This window comes from Paenibacillus sp. 2RAB27 (assembly GCF_052115445.1).
Taxonomy (GTDB): Bacteria; Bacillota; Bacilli; order Paenibacillales; family NBRC-103111; genus Paenibacillus_E.
Genome location: NZ_JBFRGR010000005.1, coordinates 243,650 through 262,190, shown reverse-complemented (window position 1 = coordinate 262,190; position 18,541 = coordinate 243,650). Strand labels below are relative to the sequence as shown.

The window sequence follows — 18,541 nt, the reverse complement described above, 5'->3', positions numbered from 1 at the left end:
CATCCTTTATCTATTTTTTCACTACAGATTTTGAGTTATTATTTCCAAATAAAATATCCGATGATGATAATCCGAGAACTAGTGTTAGAAAAAGATTTATAGGAAATATTTGGTCGAAAGGCAAGTTAGCGGTCGCTATATAGGTTGTTATTAGAAAAAGGAAAGCCCCTGAAGCAAACGCTTTTCTCTCAGTTGGAAACTGCTTGTCATTTATAACTCTATAGTACTTATATATTGCAAAGAGTCCAACCATTATATATAACATTAAATAAACAACCCCAAAGTTGCCTAAGATATTGATATATCCCGATTCCCCAATCCATCCCTTAGGTTCGAGTCCGATTAATTGAATTGGTTTTAATCTACCGACAATATCCAATACATCTAAATGTTGTGAAATACTGCCGATTTTTGTTTCCAGAAATTTATTGTAAATCTCTATAATCTTCTTATATTGAAGAATACCAATTACAATCAAAATAGTCACAATAGGGATAATTGTTTTTATCATTATTTTAGCTATAAGTCTTAGAAACCTTATATAAAATATAATAATAAAAATTATAACAGCAAGAATAACTGACATTATTGCTGTTAATGATTGTGTAAGTATAAGAAATATAAATAGTAAACTTAATAATAGGGTTCTTTTTATTCCTTTAAAAAATGAAAATGAGAACCCAATAAAAAATGCTAATAATACCCCAAATCCATTAGGATCATCTAGAAAACTTCCAAAACGAACAGATATTGAATTATCATAAGCTAAAGCTGGCAGACGATTAAATAGTAAAAATAGTAATAATTGAATTACTTCCGAAGCAATCGCAATATAGATAATAAATACAATTATTTTATTAAGTTTCTGGTAAGAAAAGTAGTTACTACTGAATAAATGTAATCCAGCTGGTATCAAAAAAAACACACCTGTTTCGACTAACATAAAATCTTTTATCATCAAACCGTAAAACATTGGAACGACTGAAAGAGTCATATAGGAAAGTAAATACAGTGGCCTATATATTATCAGTTCTTGTTTATTCAATAATTTGTAAGAAATTACATATAACAAGAGAAAACCAAAAAATAAATATTTACCAACTGCTAGCCATTTAGGGGTATCACTATAATAAGGACTTGTAGTTGAATCATTTATCATAAAAGGATATCTATAAGATGTATAGAACATGCCGAATATAAGAACCGTTGTTATTAATAAATTTAAAATTTTATTCTGTGTTCTCATAACTTATTCACCAAGTCAACAAAACGAACAAATGATTCATCCCATGAGAACATTTTACATCTTATTTTTCCAGCAACTGAAAGTTGGTTGTAGACTATTGGGTCTTTATATAAGACTTCCATGATTTCTTTAATAGAATTAATGTTAAAAGGATCGAAGTATAACGCAGCATCTCCACATACTTCCGGAATCGTAGACGCATTTGACGCAATTACTGGAATTCCGTATGACATTGCTTCTAATGGTGGTATGCCAAAACCTTCATAAATCGATGGAAAAATAAATGCAAAACTATCATTATAAAGTGTCGCCAACTCATCATCAGATACATAGCCAATAATACGCAACAAACCTTTGTTCTCTAATGTTTTAAAATATTCGCGTTCTTCATCTGCCTTCCAGCCTTTTCCACCCACAATAGCGAAAACCATATTTTTCATTTCTGAAGATACGAGTTCAAATGCTTGGACAGCTCTTAATAAATTCTTTTTGCCTTCTAAATTACCAACAAAAAGAAAATAGTTCTTTTTTCGCAAGTCATATTTTTGAATAACCTCAACCTTCTGTTTGTATTCCCTAGCGGTATATCCAATATACAACAATTCAATATTTCTAATTTTACTAAAATTAGTTTTTACCGCTTCCATAGTTGTATTTGAGTCTACTAGAACTAAGTCAGCCATTTGAACAGAAGATTTGAGAAATAATTTGTTATTTAACCAATTTAACTTAGTCACATATTGCGGAACTTCTAAGTATGCTAGATCATGTACAGTGACAATAAGTTTTGTTTTTTTCCGGATAAAAAACTGTGAAATAAATGGCAATGTATGATCAGGGCTCCAGAAAAAATCCGGTTGATCATTCCTTATTAAAACTGGAAGAGATAATTGAGCCCACACCGTTCCATAGAAAGATAAGAAATTATCTACTACTTTTATTACTAAGTTCACTTCTTTTGCCAAATTAATAGAACAACTCGGATGTAGATTCTTATGTGTATACAATGTAATGTTAAATTCCTTAACCAGTCTTTTTACAAGTTCAATTACATATGTTTGAATACCTGTCTTATGGATAGTCAAGCATCTTGCATCGATCGCAATTGTACGCTTTTCATATCCTTTTTTCATAATAATATCTCCTCAATAATTTCCTTATATGCAGAAGTTTGATTAATAGAATTAAATCTTTCATTAATTGTATCCATAGCATTTAAAGAAATTTTATACAAATCAGTTTTGTCTGTGTGATAAATTAATCTTTCTAACAAATCTGCAAGTTCTTTTGAATCCCCAGGCGTATATAAAAAACCATCTTTTCCTTGGGTAATAATTTCAGGAGCTCCACCACTATTAGAGGCTAGTACAATACAACCATATTGCATTCCTTCTATTAAAACCATCCCTAGAGGTTCTGGCTCAATTGATGCATGAATTAAATAATGCATATCAGGCAATAATTCTACCAATGGCAAAAAACCAAGAAATTTTACATGACTAGAGAGCGAATTAGTTATTACGTACTTATTTAATTCATCGTAATATTCTTTTTCATCGACAGTCCAAGGTTCACCAAGAATTTCAAATAGAACTTCGTTAGATAACCMCCCTTTTTTTTCTCTTAATATTTTAATTGCCTCTAAAAAAATATGGAATCCTTTCCATCTTGTTATATGTCCTGCCATTACTAATCGAATGTTTTGGGGTTGATCAAACTTTTCAGAATATGATTTATTAATTATATCGACGCCGTTATATACTACTCTCAGTTTTTTTTCATTTAATTTAGACTCAATACTTTTCTTCACAGCATTTGATACACAAACGAATATATCAAGGCCAATTAAATATTTTGCATACAATTCATAGAGTCTATTAATTTTTATATTATGATGAATAACAATTACTTTTTTGAATGTAAATAACTTGGTTAATATTCCGTATATACTTGGTCCAATTCCATTATAAATAACTACATCGGGCTTTCTGCGAATAATTAATTTTAATAATTTATAGTTACCTATAAAAATGGAAATTAAGTACTTTAAGGCAGAACTCTCGGAAATTCGTTGGAAATACGTTGATTCTAGTAAATTTATATTATTATATTTTACTTCTTTAATTAACTTCTTTGATAAAACACTTGAGTCTTTAACAAGCATATCAACCTCAAAATTTGGATCAATGGAAAATTGGTGAGCAAAATTAAGAAGAACTGTTTCTCCACCACTAAAATTTTCTTCTGCACTTATAAACATAAGCCGAGTCATTGTAACCTCCATTAATTTAGTCAATATTACATTTTCTTGGTAATATGCTCACTTTTTTATATGATGAAAAACTGCACGAGGAAATGACCACACAACTGTTAAAACATACGATCCTATTAGTCCAATAAGAATTCCATTGATACCGAAAATCGGGGAAAGTGCCCATTGTAAAACAAAGCATACTACAGCTTGGACAGGTACCCAAATCCAAAATGGACGCATATCACTCATACTTTGTAATATCATAGCAAATGTATCCGCCCACACTCTAATAAGTTGATAACATCCCATTAAAACAATGAATTTCACTGGAACTATTAAGTGCTCACTTGGTGAAAGAATATTAATTATGAAACTATTAAATACAATAATTATTAAAGTAGAAACCATAGTAAAAAAAAGGCCAATTATAATATTTTTTTTTATATGAGTTATTACACCAGCCCACTTAGATTTTGCAATTAACTCAGCACAAACTGGCCAAAGAGCCATCAAGACAGCATTATAAATAAAAGCTATCAATAAGAAGATCTTTGTGGTTACATTATATATGACGATCTCATCTGCATTTATTTTTTGAGACATAACAATATAATCTATTTGCAGCACACCGGCAGCCATAATTGATATTACCCAAAAATGAAATGCCTTATTCATGAGACTTTTTACTGTTGCTAAAAAATTAATTGTTAATCCTTGTTTAAAATATGTTTTTAAATACTTAATAATTTGTAGGATAAATGAAATTATAGAAAGAAGTGCTGGAGGCCCTATATAAAAAATAAAACACCAAAGTAATTTATCAGAGAAATCATTATTACCACTATTCAATACCCAGTAAATCCCCAAAAATGCGATTATATATGATAAAGCTGGGATTATATTTGAAAAATATCCTTTATGCTGTGCATACCAAATTTTATATGCTATTCCGCCAATAGTTGCTATTATAAATAGTATTCCTACCACAAAAAAATATTGTGATTTTTCATAATCTTTCATAACTTCAAAATTTTTCAAAAGAATCGGCGCTATATATTGACTTGAATAGAAAAGTAAAACGATTGCTAACACCATAATAATTAAGGCAATAATTGCAGTAACAAATATGAGATCTAAGTAAGATTGTTCCTTTGCTCTCCGTTCAGAAATATGATTTTGTAAACTGTACCCTAATCCAATGTCAACTAGTAAATACCATCCAGTTAAACTTGTAAGTAAGGCAAACACAGCATAATTCTCATATCCTAATCCCTCTATAATAACACGTATAATTAGTAATTGAATTATTGCTATAATGACTCGACTTATCCAAGCAGATCCTGCTACAATTAGGTGACTTGGTATTTTTCGTAGTATTAAATGTGTAAATTTACAAAAAATTCAAATCACCACCTTTATTTTACTCCACATTTTTATCGACTTGTCGGACTTCTAAACGATTATTACTATTTTTCCAGTATTCTCTGAAAAAAACTAGGAATAAACTACATACAATACCTGCTAACCCAGCAAAAATTAATGTTAACAATTTCCCTTGAGTGAGTGGCATCTTAGGCTCTATCGCCGGTGTAATTAATATTGCATTATTATTGTTTTCATTGCCATTTAAAGTATTGGTTAAATTTAAATCTATTTCTTTTATTTGTTTTTGTCGCTCTGCGATTATTGCTTGATTTGATGAAATTCTGGCTTTAAAGTTTTGTTTTTCTGTTTGCAATTTAGATACTTCTATGGAAAGTTCAGAAACTTTTGATTTTAGTCCTATATAAATAGGATTGATTTCTTCATTATTAAGCTGTAAAGAACCAAGACTCTTATTACTTAAACCACTTAAATCTTTTAATACAGATTGTAGATATGGGTCTCCAGCAAGTGACTTTTCTGTATTCAATTTATCTGGAGTTGTTTCAAGCATCTTTAATGCCGAGTCAAGTTGATTTTGGTAAATTTTCAATTGATCTTCTGTTTCCATTAAATCTTTATTAGCATTTACAATTAAATCCATACTAGATGAAATCTCAATCAAAGAAGAAAGTTCATAACTAATAACATTAGCAATATTTGTTATAATTTTCGGTTCACTGCCTTTTACTTTTACTCGGATGAAATTAGAGTCCTTAATTGTCTCTACATTGATACTCTCACGCAAGGCATCTAAAGTATATTTTTGAGGGTCCAATTGCATTTCATTCATAATTTTGTCTAAAAAGAAGCTGTTTTTAACTTGTTCAACAAAAGGAGCGAGTTCTTTTTTTACCGTTTGCTGTTGTTTTTCATTTATTTGGTTGTTAACCATTACTGTAGTTGCTGCCTCATATGTTGGGTCAAGTATAAAAAAACAAAAAAAACCTGTTACTGACATTAGAAAAATAGTACCTAGGATAATTACCCATTTTCCACGCCAGGTTATTTTAATAACTTCTCTCAGACTTATTTCCTCTTGCATTTGTATTCTTCCCCTTTGTTGTGTATTTAAAAAGTTTCTTTACTTCAGATGATAAGAGGAGATCTAAAAATAATTCTCTAATCGTTAGATTCTAATGTTAACTCAATTGCTATACCCTTGCAAAGTTTTGTCATTTGGAATCATAAAATTTCGCTAAAAAAGGCGTTTCTTATATAAAATTTTGTCGAATTAACTAGTAAAAAAGACAAGGTTTCACGATTTTTAGTAATTAAACTATTGGACAATTCTTTTTAGCTCTGTCCCCTACAATTCTAATCAATTTCGAAACTGTTACTTATCTAGTTTGTTAACGACATTGATCTTCAAGGGATCCGAACTACTTTCACGTTTCACTTTAAGTAATCTTTATTTAGTCCAAGACCATTCTAACACTACTATCCTATAAAATACTAGCCTTGCATTAATAAGCTAGTCTTCAAAAAGATACAACTTAGAAAAAAATAAAACTAAACACAGCATGACTAGTGGTTTAAGAAAAGAGTGATGCTGTTTAAATCGCAATCTTGTCTATTATCTTTACGAAACTGCGTAATATAATCTTATATCCTTACGTCCAGTGCCCGGGTTCTCAATTGGCAATGATCTTTACATGTGATAAGATAATGTCGTAATTTGAGGAAAGAAGGAGATCGCAAAATGTATAAAAAAGAAAAGGTTATAACTGAAATAATGGCAGAAAGAAAATCTGTTATTTACTGGTTGCTAATGAGTTTTGTAATTATATTCATGGTCTGGGCTCCGTTCCAGAAAGCATTGTTTAATGGGAATAATTATGAGTTTGAGCGCCCAATATATACTTCTTTGATCTGGTCCTCAGCTATTATGTTTTTAATCTCGATTTATTTCTTCTTTAATTGGAAATGGAAGTCGAATAAAGATGCCCTTAGTATTTTAGTATTATTCCTTCCACTTACTTATCTCATCTCTCTCATTCCTGCGGCCTCTCAATATTCTGCTACTACTATGTTCTATATACAGACTATTTACATTACTTTCTTTTTAATCGGTACCTACTTAGCTAAAAATAAACTAGGCAATTCAATCCTTACAATTGCTTTAATGGGGTCTGGGTATTTCATCGTTCTTTTTGGCTTGATGAATTGGTTTGGCAATGGTAGATTAGCTGGAAGCCTTGTTTCAAGCTTCTCAGAGTTAACGGACGGCGTATACAGAGATGCAGTTTTACCTGACTATGCTGGAATTCGCCTTACTTCTGTTTTTCAGTATGCCAACTCATACGCAGCTTATTTAATAGCACTTTTGTTTGGAGCCCTGTTCTTTGTTTCTAAATCAAATCGTTGGTCCATTGTATCCATCAATTCATTCATGTTGGTTCCAATCATTCTCTCTTTTTTCTTTACTTTATCCCGCGGTGCCATTGTCGTTATTCCTGTAGTTCTTCTCATTCTTTTATTCTTTATGAAGCTTAATAGACAAATTTTGTTTCTTCTTCATATGGGGATCGCTTTTATTGCTTCATTTACTATTTTACAGAAACTTATGGCTGCAGGGATTGCCCTTAACAAACAGTTTTCTGGTTCCGAATCAAGTAATAATTGGTTACTTCTACTTAGTGTTTCAGCAGTTTATACCATTGTTGCTTTACTCATACAGAAATTCATAGCACCTATTATAGAGAAAAAGGTTGAACGAATCAAAAGTCGTAAATTGACAAATAATATAGTACCAATACTTACAATAGTCTTAGGGGCATTGGCTGCCTTTCTTATTTTCAGTAATGTTGGTGCCACTAAGCTACTTCCTGAAAATCTAAAAAATCGTCTTGAGAACATCAACTTCGCACAAAACAGCGTATTAGAGCGCGGAACCTTTTATAGAGATGCCATGAAAGTATTTAAGGATCATCCTATATTAGGCGCGGGTGGTGGAGCATGGTCTTCTCTATATGAGAAATATCAAAACAATCCTTATGTTAGTCGACAAGCACATAATTTCTTCCTTCAATATCTAGTTGAGGTTGGAGCATTAGGAATTATAGTATTCTTACTATTCTTGGGTAGTATTTTCTATTTATATATTCGATCTTATTTCAAGAATTCAGCAGAACCAAAAGATTCTCATTTTTTATTTTTCATCATAACCATTTCGTTATTTATACATAGTATCATCGATTTCGACCTTAGCTATGTTTATTTAGGGATTTTAGTGTTCCTTAGCTTAGGAGCTATGACATCTAATATTGGGGATGCCCCCTTTAAATGGAATTTAGATAAGCCACTAATAAATAAAATTTACCCCTCTCTACTGCTTGTCATTTCTATCGTTATGCTCTCTACATCTACCAGAATGCTCAGTGCTAATAGCTCTTTCAAAGAAACGATAGCTGTAAGTCAAAAAAGCACTAACTATAACGAGATTATTAAGCCACTGAATGATGCCATCAAACTTCATCCCAATCACCCCAACTATGCTCTTCAAAAGGTTGGACTTGATCTACAGGTGTATTCTCAAAATAGGGATGAGCAGTTTTATAACGAAGCTTTGCATTTGTTAGCTGGACTTATCGATTCTGAGCCATATAACCGCCAGATGATTTCCCAGCAGCTTAACGCCTATCAACTTAAAGGGCAATATTCTCAGGCTGCAGGATTAGCCGATTCAATGATTTCTAATTTCCCATGGGATATTACAATATATGAAGATAGCATTTCGTTAAAAGTCCAAGCTGGCCTCATAGAGAAAAGCAACAAAAATTCCCAAGCTGTGGACCAGAACTGGGATCGTGCTTTGGAAATCTATAATATAATTCTTACCAAAATGAAATATTTGGAGACTTTGCCTAAAGAACAAGTTCAAGGGCGTGCTTTCAACGTAACCAACAAGATTGCCCTTGGAGTCAGCCAAATAAAATTATATAAAGGTGATGGCTTGGGAGCTATGACTATCCTGAAGCCTTATGTCAATGACCAGTTTGACATCCCAACGAATCGTGCTGTTGCACGTTTGTATCTTGCGATTTTGCAAAAGCAGAATACTAATGACCAAGCACTTTATGACAAGTTAATTGCTAAAGATCCGAATGAAAAGCAGCAGATTGAAACCATTGTTAATATGTCAACTTCCGCACCTTAGATCTATGAATAAACCCATAATGTGACGGTAAGAAAAACAAGAGTTTGAACGAAATCATAGTATTCATATTCAATAAAGTAAAGCCATCTACTGATTCTCGCTAGAGATTTCCAGTGGATGGCTTCTTTGTATTCTACTCTCTGAGAGTCTTACATAATGCAGTCTAGTATCACTGCGTAATGAACCTCTTGTGATTCTTCCTTCTCTAAATAATTTTCTATTTTTAACTATTTAATAATTAGGGATTCCTTTAATAATCATCTGCACCAGCAGCTTTGTTTATACACCTTCGTGGGTTACATATATCTTATCAAGAATCATCAAATTGTGCTTTACCTTACTGCAGCCGCTCCTTCTACTTCTCAATCCACTCACGCCTTAAGACAAAAAGCTCGCGCAGCTCGCTTGTCGACATCTCCGTGACCCAGTTCTCGCCGGTGCCGACGATTTGGTCACTGAGGCCCTGCTTACGCTCGATCATCTCGTCAATTCGCTCTTCGAGCGTGCCGAGCGTAACAAACTTGTGCACCTGCACGTTGCGTGTTTGCCCGATGCGGAAAGCGCGATCCGTGGCCTGATTCTCCACGGCCGGATTCCACCAGCGGTCATAGTGGAACACATGATTGGCCGCTGTCAGGTTCAACCCCGTTCCTCCTGCTTTCAGCGAAAGGATGAAGATGTGGCAACGCTCCTCCGCGGGGAGCGTCGCGTCCTGGAAGCGCGCGATCATCGCGTCGCGCTTCGCCTTAGACACACCCCCGTGCAAGAACTGCACGGCCTCTCCCAGCGCCTGCGCAAGCGTTGCCTGCAGCAGGTGCCCCATCTCGACGAACTGGGTGAAGATGAGGCAGCTGCCTCCTTCGCTCCTGAGTTCGTCTATCATTTCAACCAACCGCTCCAGCTTCGCTGAGCGTGTTCTCACATCAGCCGCGGCGACGAGTGCGCCGCGCCCCTCTTTTGCTTTCGCAACTGCTCTTGTGCCTGCTTTCACGCCTGCTCTTGCGCCTGCTCTTGCGCCTGCTCTCACGCCCGCTCCGCCAATCTCCTTCAAAAACAAACCCGGATGATCACAAATCTGCTTCAACTTCATTAGCGAAGTAAGAATGAGTCCTTTCTTCTCTATGCCACTGGATTCCTCAATCTTCTCCATCAAGCTCTGCACGACATTCTCATACAGCGCCCCTTGCTCTGTGGTGAGACGCACATACGCCTTTCCTTCGTACTTATCCGGCAAATCAAGCTGAATCGCTGGATCCTTCTTCAGGCGTCTCAGCAGGAACGGCCTTATCAAACGCTGTACGCGCCCCGTTAATTCCTTCGCTCCATCCCCATTTTTCTCGATTGGACCTACATATTGTCTATTAAAATGAGTCAACGTCCCCAGATATCCCGGGTTCACAAAGTCAAAAATCGACCACAACTCGGTCAATCGATTCTCTATCGGCGTGCCAGTCAACGCAACACGCTGACCCGCTTCTAGCTTACGAATGGCCTGCGATTGCTTCGTATACACATTCTTGATATTTTGTGCCTCATCCAAGCAAAGCGTATCCCATGTAACGCTCGACAGTTCCTCTTCATCCAACTGTGCGAGAGTATAGGACGTTATCACCAGATCAGCATCACCAAGCGATGCTTCGAATGCTTCCCCTTTTGCCCGCTGCGCACCATAATGAAGTTGAACCTGAAGCGTCGGCGCAAATCGCGCAAGCTCCTTCTGCCAATTGCCAAGCACAGAGGTCGGACATATGAGCAAGGAGGGTTTTGGTCTGGAATCTGACATTGATTTTGATCCGAAATCTGACTTTGACTTTGATCTTGAATCTACCGTCGATCTTACCTCTGTCTTCCCCTGCTCCCTCACCTTCAACAAATAAGCAATAAACTGAATGGTCTTCCCTAGCCCCATATCATCCGCCAGACAGCCACCTAGCCCCATATTACGTAGGAAAAGGAGCCACGACACCCCTTGCACCTGATATGGCCTAAGTTCAGCACACAAGCCCTCAATGTTCCCCACATGTGGAATAGACTTGGTCTGGCTCAACTGTTTCATCAAGCCACGCATATGACTATTGAGTTCTACCTTGACCTCCAAGGATTTAGCCCTCTCATCACCCTCCACCGCGCGACCTTCCTCATCTTCTGACAGATGCATTTCCAACACATCCCGGAAGGACAGCCCCTTCTTCCTCTCAACCTGCTTCATAGCATTGCGAATTTGTTCCAAATGCGCTGGATCCAGTTGTACCCATTTACCTCGGATGTAGATCAAGCGCTTTTTTTCCAACGCCAACTGCCCAAACTCTTCCTCAGACAAGTCTACGCCGCCTAGCGCCACACGCCAATCAAACTGCACGATTTGATCCATGCCAAACATGGCTTTACGCGTAGAACCCACGGAGCTTTTGATCTTCACCTTCAGCTGAGGACGACCCATCTTCTGAATCTCTTCCCACCATGATGGTAAAAAGACGGAAATTCCCGCCGCCACAAGCTGTAGACTCGATTCGGTTAGGAACGTCCACGCTGCTTCATCTGATAATTGCTCGATGATTTTACCTGGTTGATAGGCACTCTCTAGCTCTGGCAGCATCCGCAAAATACGTTTCGTTTGTTCCTGAAGACTATCAGCAATATCTGATTGCCAAGCAAGCGGTATCTCACCAACTAGCACATTGCCTGTGGAACTAAACTCAACGAATCGGTTCGCATCCTTACGATCCTGTGCAATGAATCGCAAGCGCCAATCTGCTGCGTTATCCTTAGCGGTTGTCGTGCCGTCGATATACGTCTCAGCATAKGGTTCAACGAGCTGCACACAAATACGATATGGCGCATCATCGTCATGAGTCCAACCAATTGCAAGGAGCCAGTCCTCTTCCTGCATCCAAGACGATTCCAACAGCAAAGCCTCAAACCCTCGGGCATTAACTTGCAGCAGCCTATTCGCTTGAACTAATCCATTCCACACCGGAGTTAGCTCGAAATCCGCATCAGTCTCTAGCAGCTCTTCAACGATTCGGCTAAACCATCTCTGCCAAGAGCTTTCCGGGCAAGCCCCGTCGCACAGCTCTCTAAACCTCTCAACCTGTCCCACCGGCACCTTAAACTTCCAGCCATTTTTCCCTTCGCGCCAAAGCTCATAGGACGGCAAATACCAGCCAGCATCGATTGCCTCACTAAGGAAGCGCGCACCTTTTTGCAGCTCCGTAAATCCCTCTTCCCATGTTAAACTGCTATGTAAGAGCACCCCTGGTGCACGTAAATAATCTAAAGCCATAACAGGAGACAGCACAATCGCATCCCCATAAGGAATCCGAGTCACTTCCAGCCCAGTCCCATAGAATGAGCGCTCATGCCAGGCAAAAAGCAGCTTGCGCAGCATATATCCAGGAACCGCGTTCGCTTGCTCTGTTTCTCCATACAGGGCAAAACTCCCCGAAGGAAGCCTTTGAATTCTCATATGAATTGGTGCCAAAGTCATCATGGTATCAAATTCCCTTTCCGCAATTCCTCAGTGAAGGCGCGATACCGAGCGTATTGTTTCACGATTTGCTCCAAGTACGCTTCAAAACGAGGGGTTAGCTTCAGCTTTTTATAAGCAGCCGCTAATTTCTTCAACAGCTTTATAGCTTGTATATAATCGGGACGATTTTTCCCCTGAATAAATGCTTCAATCGCATGATGATAAATCGGCAGAAGGTATCGAACATTCGCTTTCTCGACGAGTTTGAGCTGTGCTGCATCGATGTGAACCGTAGATAGATCCAAAAGGAGACAGAGATCTGCCCATTCCTGGTACTCACCTTTTGACAGTAGGAATTTCGCATAGTGATCGTAGCTTGCAGGCAAAAGCGAAATCATGACGTCCCGCTGCTCATTCTCAACTTCTCGCTGTTCCGCTGCCAAACGCCAGTAATGCAAAAATTCATCCGCATATACTCGCTCGTTCCACGCCATTTTCGGTTTTAACCACCGCAACCAAGCCAACAAACGATCCCACTGACTCTCAAAAACAAATCCATTCAAATAATCGAACCAATAATCCGGCTCAATATCAAACATCCCATTTTCTGCTCGTTCCCAGGCATTTTCATCTTCACCTTGGCTAATATCCAAATGAATAGAACCGAGAGTAGCGACTTTATGCGCTTGTTGGCTCGCTTCCGAATCTGCATGCAGCTGTCTGAGCCTCGTTGTTTCTAACGCTACCATGTCCTTATCCTGAAATAACTGTGACCATAACAGCTTATACAAATCGACCCAATCATACAGATACAAGCCTGATCCATTCTCGCAAATGTCAGCTAAATAAGCCGATAAATCCTTCATATATCCACCGTACTGCTTAAATGCCTTGTTAACATCTAGCACGTGAAGAATCGCTTCCAACTGCTCACGGGCATGCTTCAAGACACGTTTGACATAATAGTTCGTATTTTGATAAAAATCATATGTGATCGCTTTTGATCCCGCCATCGTATCGCATAACTGAATAACATACAGCGCAACTTGAATATCATACACACCTCGAATGGTCGGCTCCCACGTATCAGCAAGCTTATTGAGCTCACGCCACGCTCGCATACAAACTTCCTCAAGACTAAATGCATTATAAATCTTGGCATTGCCATATTGTTTATGAAAATAAGTCAGCCATTTCTCACAGCTATCCGTCGAATCTGGCAGCCTAGTTGTAGACTTAGATTTCTGTGGAATTTTCTGATCTACCTGCGCCATCTTCATTTTACCAAACCGAAATTCCTCCGGATCATATCCCGCTTGCTTCGCCACTTCAAACAGCACCGCAGCCATATGCTTACAATAATAACCGTAGGGACACGTGCAGCCACTCTTTGTGAAGCTCTTGAGATCCAAGGTAACCTTGTACCTATTGGTTCCGTCCACTCTAGCTTTCATAATCGAGGTACCTTCAACTTGAATATCCCTTACAACACCTTCATTGAAATAAGCCCAACCTCTCGCGATGATCACTTTATCGAATTTAGGACGTATCCGTTCTATCCAAAACGACCAATCAATTTCTAACTCTTGCATGTGCCTATCCCCCGTTACCAGTCAACATCCTTCCCTTATTATATAATTAACTCCCCTAACAAAAAAACACCCCCCGCCAGAATCATCGAATGATTCTTAGCGAGAAGTGCTTATCTGTTACTTCCTGAGCATACCTTGATGTGGATGTGGGTGAGTTCCGCAATACTCATCGGTTTCGGTACATGTATACACGTGCTCATAAACCGGTACGCAGTGATGGCGATTTACAATTTGGATTGGATGAATGACTTGAACCTTTTGTGGGTGATAGAAATCTCTAACTACTCTTTCTGGATCTGTCATTATCGGGTCAGCAGGTGGACACTGAAATTGGTTTCCTTGATTTGGTTGTAAAGCCATGAATGCGTCAACTCCTCTGTTAGTATGAGATAGTATACGCCTAACCCTAGTCCAGAGAGTGTACCAATGCCTATCTTTCCCATAATTGGGCAGATGCGCGTGGGCCAAGCAGGCATGGTGTCCAAGCAAATAGAAAAGAGCCAGGCTGTGTAGCGATTACTTAGGAGTAAACAAAAGTGAATTTATGTTATCGTTCACAGTATGGGAATTACGCTGTATAATTATGAACAGGAGCTTGTCACACACTAGACAGGAAGCTAAAGCGAACTTAAAAAGAGGTGATGGATATGGAAGAATTACTGCATAAAATAATGTTGCAACTTGAAACCATGGACACAAGACTAAAGGGCGTCGACACGAGACTAGAATCTATGGACACTAGACTTGAAAGCGTGGAAACAAAGCTAGAATCCATGGACGCCAGACTAGAAAACGTGGAAACAAAACTTGATCGTATTCAGCTAACTTTAGACTCACATCATCTCGAAAATATTGAATCTGATGACCGTCTCCTTGAAGCAATTCACACAACCAATGACCGCTTAGACTTTCAAAGAGATAAGATCTCCAAAACCGAGGAAGACTTGTACTTATTGAAACAAAAACATTAGGAAAGGATGATACCTTCATGAACGAGCAATTATTAATACAAATACTGGAAGAAATAAAAGAAATGAAAACCGAACAAAAGCAAATGAATGAGCGATTAAATTCAATTGAAGCTTTTGTATCTGACATACCTCTAATTAGACAAGCAGTCCTAGAAACGCGAGAAGATGTCAAGCAACTAGAAGCAGTTCAAAGACATTTAGTGACAGAACATCATACATTCGCCCATCATTTTAATGTCATCGATAAACAACTCGTTGATCACGCTATTGAAATCGACAAGTTAAAAAACAGATAACTCCAACTTCGCAGCCCCAATGGGCTTTTTATTTCCATAGAATTAGAACATATGTTCTAATTCTCCGAATATATATCTTTAAATCGTCATTTAAGCAAACAAAAAAAGACCCCCGAAGGAGTCTTTCTCTCTGCATGCGCAGAAGCTCTGACGAGCTCCCTACATCATGCCGCCCATTCCACCCATACCGCCCATATCAGGCATACCTGGTTTGTTTGCTTCTGGTTTATCAGCGATAACCGCTTCTGTTGTCAAGAACATAGCTGCAACAGATGCTGCGTTTTGAAGTGCGGAACGTGTTACTTTCGCAGGGTCAACGATACCAGCTTCGAACATGTTTACCCATTGTCCAGTTGCTGCATTGTAGCCGATGCCTACTTTTTCGTTTTTCAAGCGCTCAACGATAACGGAGCCTTCTTGACCAGCGTTAGCTGCGATTGTGCGAACTGGCTCTTCAAGGGAACGAAGGATGATGTTAACACCCGTTTGCTCATCACCAGTTGCTACTACTTTCGCTACTGCGTTGTAAACGTTAACTAGGGCAGTACCACCACCAGAAACGATACCTTCTTCAACTGCTGCACGAGTCGCGTTCAAAGCATCTTCGATGCGAAGTTTGCGCTCTTTCAATTCAGTTTCAGTCGCTGCGCCAACTTTGATAACAGCTACGCCGCCAGAAAGTTTAGCCAGACGCTCTTGAAGCTTTTCTTTATCGAAGTCGGAAGTTGTTTCTTCCAGTTGGGAACGAATTTGTGTAACGCGAGCCTTGATATCTTGTGGGTTACCAGCACCATCAACGATGATTGTGTTTTCTTTGGTAACACGGATTTGACGAGCGCTACCCAATTGGTCAGGAGTTGTGGATTTCAGATCCAATCCAAGCTCTTCTGTAATCACTTGGCCACCTGTTAGAGCAGCGATATCACCCAGCATCGCTTTACGACGGTCACCGAAACCTGGAGCTTTAACAGCTACGCAAGTGAATGTACCACGAAGTCTGTTAACGACAAGCGTAGCTTGCGCTTCGCCTTCAACATCTTCAGCGATGATCAGAAGTTGTTTACCGGATTGAACCACTTTTTCAAGAACAGGCAAGATTTCTTGGATGTTCGAGATTTTTTTGTCTGTGATCAAGATGTACGGATTGTCTAGAACTGCTTCCATTTTATCCGTATCAGTGATCATGTATGGGGATGTGTACCCACGGTCGAATTGCATACCTTCTACAACCTCAAGCTCCGTCAAGAAGCCTTTGGATTCTTCAACTGTGATAACACCGTCTTTACCAACTTTTTCCATAGCTTCAGCGATCAATTCGCCTACTTCTTCGTCAGCAGCAGAGATTGCCGCTACTTGTGCGATAGATTGTTTGCCTTCGATTGGCTTCGCGATAGCTTGTAGCTCTTCTACAGCCGCTTTAACAGCTTTCTCGATACCTTTGCGGATAACCATTGGGTTAGCGCCTGCAGTAACGTTTTTCAGACCTTCACGGATCATCGCTTGCGCAAGCACCGTTGCAGTTGTTGTACCGTCACCGGCAACATCGTTTGTTTTGGTAGCAACTTCTTTAACAAGTTGAGCTCCCATGTTTTCGAAAGCATCTTCAAGCTCGATTTCTTTCGCAATTGTAACACCATCGTTAGTGATCAATGGGCTGCCAAATTTTTTCTCAAGAACTACGTTACGGCCTTTTGGACCAAGTGTTACTTTAACGGCATTCGCCAAAGCATCTACCCCGCGAAGCATCGCGCGGCGTGCGTCTTCACTGAACTTAATTTCTTTTGCCACGATAGGAAACCTCCTCTAATTAAAAACCTAGATAAATTGTTATTAACGTAAAGCCGATCTATATGCTGCTCTAACTTAGGCTAATACAGCGAGGATGTCGCTTTCGCGCAAGATCAACAGTTCGCGGCCTTCGTATTTCACTTCAGTTCCAGCGTATTTGGAGAAAATGATGCGGTCGCCTTCGCTTACTTCAAGCGGAACACGTACGCCATCTTTCAACGCGCCAGCGCCAACGGCTACAACTTTACCTTCTTGTGGTTTTTCTTTAGCTGTATCTGGCAGCACGATGCCACTTGCTGTAGTCTCCTCTTTCGCAACGGCTTCAATGATAACTCGATCACCTAACGGTCTGATCATGGAAAAATAGCCTCCTTTAGAAAATTGGTCTTGGGTATATTTCTTAGTTATTAGCACTCGAATGTGTTTAGTGCTAACAACACCTCTTATGATACTCATTCTGGGAGTAATTTGCAAGTCCTTTTACACATTTTTCATTCTTTAGGACACCCCCCTCATTCTACCCAAATGATAACCAAATATTCCCTCTATGAATGAAAAAAAATAGCCCACCATGTAGGCAGACTATGTTCATGCACTTCTTCATTTAGGACCAAACTCCAGTTCCCAGGCGGCATCTTTCGCAAGCTGTTTGCGATAAATGAAGCCCGACATGAAGACACTGAATTCATATAGAATAATGAGCGGCACCGCAACTAAAATCGCTGAAATCGCATCTGKCGGCGTAATAACGGTCGCAAGAATGACCATCAGCATGTAAGCATACCTTCTAAACTTATGCAGGCGCTTCGGGTTCAGCAGCTTAATCTTTGTGAGAAACATCACCACGATAGGCATCTCAAACACACACGCAAGCGGAAGAACGATGTTAAACATGAAGGTAAAATACTGCGCAGCACCATACATCTCCGTTATTTCTAAACTCTTACTAATTGACGAAGTAAAATAAAACGCCATCGGAAAGACAACCCAATATCCAAAGGATAATCCCAACAAAAAGAGTAAAAATGCGTAAGGTACGTAGAGGAGCGAAGCCTTCTGTTCCGTCTCCCGCAAGCCCGGCTTAACGAAAGCCCATATGTGGTACAGGATCACGGGTAATGTGATAAGAAGACCGACAGCTAACCCAAAATTCATATACAAACGCAAGGCATCCCAAGGGGAGAACACGTTCCAACCGATGCCATCTGCTGGCGGGATACTTTTGAGATACCGAATGATAGGTTTAGCAGCTACGAGCCCACCCACCATACCAATAACGAGAACAACTAATATCCACATGATTCGCTTGCGAAGCTCGCCAAGGTGCTCTACAAGAGACATTTC

At 38.8% G+C, this 18,541-nt stretch carries 14 protein-coding genes; 3 read left to right on the top strand and 11 right to left on the bottom strand.

The window, feature by feature from the left end; genetic code table 11:
- Positions 1-10: 10 nt before the first annotated feature.
- The 5 genes from AB4114_RS10160 to AB4114_RS10140 form a co-directional block, all read right to left on the bottom strand.
- Entirely contained in the window at positions 11-1,246 is a 1,236-nt protein-coding gene (locus tag AB4114_RS10160; protein WP_441988350.1) for a hypothetical protein, read from the bottom strand.
- Entirely contained in the window at positions 1,243-2,379 is a 1,137-nt protein-coding gene (locus AB4114_RS10155; RefSeq protein WP_441988349.1) for a glycosyltransferase family 4 protein, read from the bottom strand. Before AB4114_RS10155 ends, AB4114_RS10160 begins: the two co-directional genes overlap by 4 nt.
- Entirely contained in the window at positions 2,376-3,518 is a 1,143-nt protein-coding gene (locus AB4114_RS10150; protein ID WP_441988348.1) for a glycosyltransferase family 4 protein, read from the bottom strand. Before AB4114_RS10150 ends, AB4114_RS10155 begins: the two co-directional genes overlap by 4 nt.
- Positions 3,519-3,566: 48 nt before the next feature.
- Positions 3,567-4,748: an MATE family efflux transporter gene (locus AB4114_RS10145; protein ID WP_441988347.1), complete on the bottom strand. Its 1,182-nt coding sequence runs from the start codon at positions 4,746-4,748 to the stop codon at positions 3,567-3,569.
- Positions 4,749-4,920: 172 nt separating this feature from the next.
- Complete coding sequence (locus AB4114_RS10140; RefSeq protein WP_441988346.1) at positions 4,921-5,967, bottom strand: Wzz/FepE/Etk N-terminal domain-containing protein; 1,047 nt, start codon at positions 5,965-5,967, stop codon at positions 4,921-4,923.
- A gap of 657 nt (positions 5,968-6,624) precedes the next feature.
- Here AB4114_RS10140 and AB4114_RS10135 point away from each other — a divergent pair.
- Positions 6,625-9,081: an O-antigen ligase family protein gene (locus tag AB4114_RS10135; protein WP_441988345.1), complete on the top strand. Its 2,457-nt coding sequence runs from the start codon at positions 6,625-6,627 to the stop codon at positions 9,079-9,081.
- A 355-nt stretch (positions 9,082-9,436) separates the two neighbouring features.
- Here AB4114_RS10135 and AB4114_RS10130 read toward each other — a convergent pair whose 3' ends face one another.
- From AB4114_RS10130 to AB4114_RS10120, 3 genes are all read right to left on the bottom strand, one after another.
- Positions 9,437-12,571, bottom strand: a complete 3,135-nt coding sequence (locus AB4114_RS10130) for a DEAD/DEAH box helicase (RefSeq protein WP_441988344.1) — start codon at positions 12,569-12,571, stop codon at positions 9,437-9,439.
- Positions 12,568-14,142 (bottom strand): SWIM zinc finger family protein, encoded by a 1,575-nt coding sequence (locus AB4114_RS10125; RefSeq protein ID WP_441988343.1) that lies wholly within the window; start codon positions 14,140-14,142, stop codon positions 12,568-12,570. Before AB4114_RS10125 ends, AB4114_RS10130 begins: the two co-directional genes overlap by 4 nt.
- A gap of 117 nt (positions 14,143-14,259) precedes the next feature.
- Complete coding sequence (locus AB4114_RS10120) at positions 14,260-14,502, bottom strand: hypothetical protein (RefSeq protein WP_082595183.1); 243 nt, start codon at positions 14,500-14,502, stop codon at positions 14,260-14,262.
- 287 nt (positions 14,503-14,789) lie between these two features.
- On the opposite strand from AB4114_RS10120, the gene AB4114_RS10115 reads away from it, so the two are divergent.
- Both AB4114_RS10115 and AB4114_RS10110 read left to right on the top strand, forming a co-directional pair.
- On the top strand, positions 14,790-15,113 hold the full coding sequence (locus AB4114_RS10115) for a hypothetical protein (RefSeq protein WP_441988342.1): 324 nt from the start codon (positions 14,790-14,792) through the stop codon (positions 15,111-15,113).
- 17 nt (positions 15,114-15,130) lie between these two features.
- The gene (locus AB4114_RS10110) at positions 15,131-15,409 is read left to right on the top strand and encodes a hypothetical protein (protein WP_441988341.1); all 279 of its coding nucleotides are present in this window, start codon (positions 15,131-15,133) and stop codon (positions 15,407-15,409) included.
- Positions 15,410-15,568: 159 nt separating this feature from the next.
- Here the strand turns inward: AB4114_RS10110 and groL are convergent, their stop codons facing one another.
- The 3 genes from groL to tatC all read right to left on the bottom strand — a co-directional run bounded on the left by groL (position 15,569) and on the right by tatC (position 18,538).
- Entirely contained in the window at positions 15,569-17,197 is a 1,629-nt protein-coding gene (gene groL / locus AB4114_RS10105; RefSeq protein ID WP_028553855.1) for a chaperonin GroEL, read from the bottom strand.
- 75 nt (positions 17,198-17,272) lie between these two features.
- A complete protein-coding gene (gene groES, locus AB4114_RS10100; RefSeq protein ID WP_028553854.1) occupies positions 17,273-17,554 on the bottom strand; it encodes a co-chaperone GroES in 282 nt (93 codons plus the stop codon).
- A gap of 243 nt (positions 17,555-17,797) precedes the next feature.
- Complete coding sequence (gene tatC / locus AB4114_RS10095; protein WP_441988420.1) at positions 17,798-18,538, bottom strand: twin-arginine translocase subunit TatC; 741 nt, start codon at positions 18,536-18,538, stop codon at positions 17,798-17,800.
- Positions 18,539-18,541: the final 3 nt, after the last annotated feature.